This window comes from Curtobacterium sp. A7_M15 (assembly GCF_030705415.1).
Classification (GTDB): domain Bacteria; phylum Actinomycetota; class Actinomycetes; order Actinomycetales; family Microbacteriaceae; genus Curtobacterium.
This window is the reverse complement of sequence record NZ_JAUZED010000175.1, coordinates 1-4,291: the sequence shown is the minus strand read 5'-3', so window position 1 is coordinate 4,291 and position 4,291 is coordinate 1. Positions and strand designations below refer to the sequence as shown.

Sequence of the window (4,291 nt, the reverse complement as noted above, 5' to 3'; positions counted from 1 at the left end):
CGCACAAGCAAAGTCACCCGGAACCACGCAATCGCGCGGTTCCGGGTGACTTCCGTTGTGCAGGGGCGGACCGAACCGCCCGCTAGTACGCGACGCCGAAGCGCGCCTGGTGGTGCGACGGCGAAGCGATCTCGTCGACGAAGGCGATCGCGTAGTCCTCGCCGGAGATGTCCGAGTTGCCGTCGGCATCGGTCAGCAGGACGTCGTCGGTGGTCCGGTAGGTGCCACGACGCTCGCCGGGGTTGTAGCTCCCGAAGGCCGCGGCCGGGCTCACGTAGAACCAGTCGACTCCAGTGCCCGAAGCGCGGAGTGCCTCGAGGATCTGCGCGTGGCTCTTCGCCTCACCCTTGAACGCGTCGGGGAACTCCGGCGTGTCGAACAGCGCGGGGCCTCCCTCGGCGACGAGCAGCGAACCGGCACCCCCGACGATGCCCAGGCGCGCTCCGGCAGCGGCGGCGGCGTCGACGAACGGCTGGAACTTGTCCTTCAGCTCGCTGCCGTCCGCCTGCACCGCGTGGAGTGCGACGACGATGACGTCGGCGCCCTTCGTGACCTCGGCCACGAAGTCCGCGTCGAAGGCGTCACCCTGCGCGAGCGTGAGCCCATCGGCGGCCTCGAGCTTCGAGGTGTCGCGCGCGACGGCGGTGACGGCGATACCGCGCGAGAGGGCCTCACGGGTGATGGCGGAGCCGGCGTAGCCGGTGCCACCGAAGACGACGATGCTGGTCATGGAGCTTCCTTTCGTGGAACGTTGACACTCACCGTACAAGCGTTACTCTCTTTGAGTAAGTAGGCACCTCACGGTGCGTAACGGAGGTCGTCGTGTCAGCACTCGAGTACAGCCCCTACGCCGCCGAGTGTCCCTCGCGGCAGCTGCTCGATCGCATCGGCGACCGGTGGAGCGTCCTGACGATCGGCTCCCTCGCCGACGGACCGGCACGCTACTCGGCGATCGCCGCCCGCGTGCAGGGCGTGTCGCAGAAGATGCTCACGCAGACCCTGCGTGCACTCGAGCGGGACGGCCTCGTCACCCGGACCGTGTTCCCCGAGATCCCGCCGCACGTCGAGTACGAGCTGACCGACCGCGGCCGGTCCCTGCGCGCGGTACTCAAGCCGCTCGAGGACTGGGCGACCTCGAACATGGACGACGTCGCGGTCTCCCGCGAGCAGTACGACACCCGGCCTCGCTGAACACCCCCGGAATCCCCGCACGCACACCGTGGTTGCCTGGGGGCATGCGATCAGTCGTCTACACGAAGCCCGGTGACTCGTCCGTCCTGTCCCTCGAGGAGCGCCCGCTCCCGGAGCCCGGCCCGGGCGAGGTGCGCGTCCGCGTCGTCGTCTCCGGAGTCAACCCGACCGACTGGAAGGCCCGAGCCGGCGGCACCTACGGCGACGGTCTTCCGTTCCCCGAGATCACCCCGAACCAGGACGGCGCCGGTGTCGTCGATGCGGTCGGCGACGGCGTCGAGGGGCTGTCGGTCGGCGATCACGTCTGGCTCTACATGGCCGCTGCGAGTCGGCCGACCGGGACGGCGCAGGAGTACACCGTCGTCCCCGCGGAGCGCGCCGTACCACTGCCGGAGGGGACGAGCTTCGACGTCGGCGCATCCCTCGGCGTCCCGGCGATGACCGCGCACCGGGCGCTCACGACGCACGAGCACGGTCCGGACCGGCTCGCGCCCGGGGTCCTCGCCGGCAAGACCGTCCTCGTCGCCGGCGGTGCCGGGGCCGTGGGACACGCGGCGATCCAGCTCGCACGATGGGCCGGGGCGACCGTGGTCACCACCATCAGCTCGGACGCGAAGGCCGCACTCGCCACCGCCGCCGGCGCCCACCACACGGTCAACTACCGCGACGACGACGCCGCCGCGCAGGTCCGCGAGATCGCCCCGGACGGCGTGGACATCGTGGTCGAGGTCTCGATCCCGCAGAACGCCGGACTCGTCGCCGAGGTCCTGGCGAACCACGGCGTCGTGTCGATCTACGCGAACAACGGCGGTGACGACGCCACCCTGCCGATCCGCCCGAACATGAGCGTCAACGCCCGCTACCAGTTCCTGCTGCTGTACACGATCGGCGACGAGGCACTGGCTGCGGCAGCCGAGGACGTCACCGCGGCGCTGCGCGACGGCGCGCTCCCCGTCGGCGAGGACGCCGGGCTGCCGCTCGTGCGGTTCACCCTGGAGGACACCGCAGCGGCGCACGACGCGGTCGAGCAGGACACCGTCGGCAAGGTGCTGATCGACGTCAGCGCCGCATGACGAAGCGCGGCGTCCGCCCGAGCCGGGCGGACGCAGCGCTCTGGTCGGGCGGACGCATCGCTCTGGTCAGCGTCGTCGCAGGGTCGGATCAGCGAGCGAGTGCAGCGGCGAGGCGCGCCTCGAAGCGGCGACGGGCGGCGACCCGCTCCCGCTCGATGTTCGCGGCGATGACCTCGGGGTCTTCGTAGTCGGCGTCGGTCGTGTCGTCGGTCCAGTTCGGGGTGTACACCCGGGACCGACCGAAGGGCTTCGGTTCGGGGGTCACGATGGTCATGTGGGGATCGTACGTCGAGCGTCCGACAAATCGTGTGCGCATCACGGGCCTTTCCTGCGGTTGCGGTCGCGATCCGGGAACGGGCTCGCGAGCGAGAACGCGACGGCCATGAACGAGGCCATCAGCGCGACGTACTTGGCGTCGAGGTCGGTGAAGGCGTCCGGGGCCGGCGAGTCGACGGTGAGCATGCCGAACGAGTACTCCTCCGACCGGATCACGACCGAGACGTACGAGCGGTAGCGGGGCTCGAAGCCCGGCAGGTCCTCGTCGGCGTCGACGTCGGCCGCGCGGTCCCCCACCACCCGTGGACCGCCGCCGACCAACACCCAGTCGAGGTTGCGGTCGCCGTAGGGGGTCCCGGCGCGGAACACCCCGGCGGTGTCCTCCGCACCACCGTGCCCGATCGGTTCGAGACCGCGGAGGTCCTCGGAGAGCTGGTACACGTTCGCGCGGACGTCGGGCACGCCGGGGAGCAGGTAGAACGCGAGCGCCACCGCGACCCGGTCCGCGAAGGCCGGCAGCTCCTGACGTCGGTCCTGCCGCCGCAGCTCGGCGAACCGGGCGAGCCGCGTGGCCAACTGACCGAACGCGTAGCGGACGGCCGTCCCCTGCTCGAGCTCGGTCGACCGCGCCACCGACGCCGCGACCGCCACCGAGGCCTCGGCCCGCCGCGCTCGCACGATCTGCACGACCACCGCGGCCGCCAGCACGACCAGGCCGAACACCACGAGCGAGACCTTCACCCCGGGCGCCACGACGAGGTTCGGCAGCTGGAAGGCAGCGGTCGGCGCCGTCGCGACCACGATCGGCCAGACGACCGCTCCGGCCCGGCGTCGCCCACGACCCGTCGTGGTCCAGTCCCCTGTCATGACCACGACGCTAGGACACCCCACCGACGCTGACGGAGTTGTCCACAGGGTGACGTTGTTGTCCCCTGCAACGCTGACTTGACCCCCGAACGGGGGCCGAGCACGATCAGGCCATGAAGCAGCGAACGAAGACCAGGACCCTCGCCCTCGCGGCCGCAGCGGCCATGACCCTGCTCGTCGGTGGCCTCGGCGCGACCGCGGCGAACGCCGCCACCGTCTCCCCGCAGGTCATCGGCGGCGAGCAGGCGCCGAGCACCCCGTGGGAGCTGCAGCTCGTCTTCCAGCAGGGCGGCACCGCCACCTACGGGTGCACGGGCGAGCAGCTCAACGCCTCGTGGGTGCTCACCGCCGAGCACTGCGTCGACGCCACGACCGCGATGAACGTCTACCACTCGAACAGCACGACGAACCGGGGCGCGGCCACCGCGGCGGACCGGCTCTACTCGGCGCCGTCCGGGGACATCGCGCTCGTGCACCTCAGCACGCCGAAGACACTGTCGTCCTACGCGCAGCTCGACCTCGCCTACACCACCAAGAACTCCGGCACCGGCACGATCCTCGGGTACGGCAACCGCGCGAACAGCGTCCCGACGACGGGCCTGTACCAGGCGACCGTGAACCTCACGGGTGCCTCGACGGACGCCTACGGCGGCCGGGCGCAGCACGTCACCGGCGTCACCGGCGCGTCGAACCACGGCGACTCCGGCGGCGCGCTCGTCGTGAACGGCAAGGTCGTCGGCGTCTGCTCGACCGGCGACGTCGCCGACCCCGGAGCGAACACGCACGCCGGCTCGAACTACGCCGTCCTCACCCAGTCCGCCAGCTGGATCCGCTCGACCGCGGGCGTCTGACCCAGCGCACCCACCATCGGACGGGAGGCGCGG

6 protein-coding genes are annotated in these 4,291 nt (G+C 71.2%); 3 read left to right on the top strand and 3 right to left on the bottom strand.

What is annotated here, in order from left to right:
• Positions 1-82 precede the first annotated feature (82 nt).
• The gene (locus tag Q7F20_RS17890; RefSeq protein WP_305741412.1) at positions 83-730 is read right to left on the bottom strand and encodes an NAD(P)-dependent oxidoreductase; all 648 of its coding nucleotides are present in this window, start codon (positions 728-730) and stop codon (positions 83-85) included.
• Positions 731-822: 92 nt separating this feature from the next.
• Here Q7F20_RS17890 and Q7F20_RS17885 point away from each other — a divergent pair, with 92 nt between their 5' ends.
• Entirely contained in the window at positions 823-1,191 is a 369-nt protein-coding gene (locus Q7F20_RS17885) for a helix-turn-helix domain-containing protein (protein WP_305741411.1), read from the top strand.
• A 44-nt stretch (positions 1,192-1,235) separates the two neighbouring features.
• Positions 1,236-2,264 carry an NADPH:quinone reductase gene (locus Q7F20_RS17880; RefSeq protein ID WP_305741410.1) on the top strand — a complete coding sequence of 343 codons (1,029 nt, stop codon included), beginning with the start codon at positions 1,236-1,238 and terminating at the stop codon, positions 2,262-2,264.
• A gap of 88 nt (positions 2,265-2,352) precedes the next feature.
• On the opposite strand, the gene Q7F20_RS17875 is transcribed toward Q7F20_RS17880, so the two are convergent.
• Positions 2,353-2,538: a hypothetical protein gene (locus Q7F20_RS17875; RefSeq protein ID WP_305741409.1), complete on the bottom strand. Its 186-nt coding sequence runs from the start codon at positions 2,536-2,538 to the stop codon at positions 2,353-2,355.
• A gap of 41 nt (positions 2,539-2,579) precedes the next feature.
• Positions 2,580-3,407: a GAF domain-containing protein gene (locus tag Q7F20_RS17870; protein ID WP_305741408.1), complete on the bottom strand. Its 828-nt coding sequence runs from the start codon at positions 3,405-3,407 to the stop codon at positions 2,580-2,582.
• 113 nt (positions 3,408-3,520) lie between these two features.
• Here Q7F20_RS17870 and Q7F20_RS17865 point away from each other — a divergent pair, with 113 nt between their 5' ends.
• Entirely contained in the window at positions 3,521-4,258 is a 738-nt protein-coding gene (locus tag Q7F20_RS17865) for a S1 family peptidase (protein ID WP_305741407.1), read from the top strand.
• Positions 4,259-4,291 lie beyond the last annotated feature (33 nt).

Coding starts and splice junctions, on each gene's coding strand:
- Q7F20_RS17890 (WP_305741412.1), bottom strand. CDS start 730: ATGACCAGCATCGTCGTCTTCGGTGGCACCGGCTACGCCGGCTCCGCC.
- Q7F20_RS17880 (WP_305741410.1), top strand. CDS start 1,236: ATGCGATCAGTCGTCTACACGAAGCCCGGTGACTCGTCCGTCCTGTCC.
- Q7F20_RS17875 (WP_305741409.1), bottom strand. CDS start 2,538: ATGACCATCGTGACCCCCGAACCGAAGCCCTTCGGTCGGTCCCGGGTG.
- Q7F20_RS17870 (WP_305741408.1), bottom strand. CDS start 3,407: ATGACAGGGGACTGGACCACGACGGGTCGTGGGCGACGCCGGGCCGGA.
- Q7F20_RS17865 (WP_305741407.1), top strand. CDS start 3,521: ATGAAGCAGCGAACGAAGACCAGGACCCTCGCCCTCGCGGCCGCAGCG.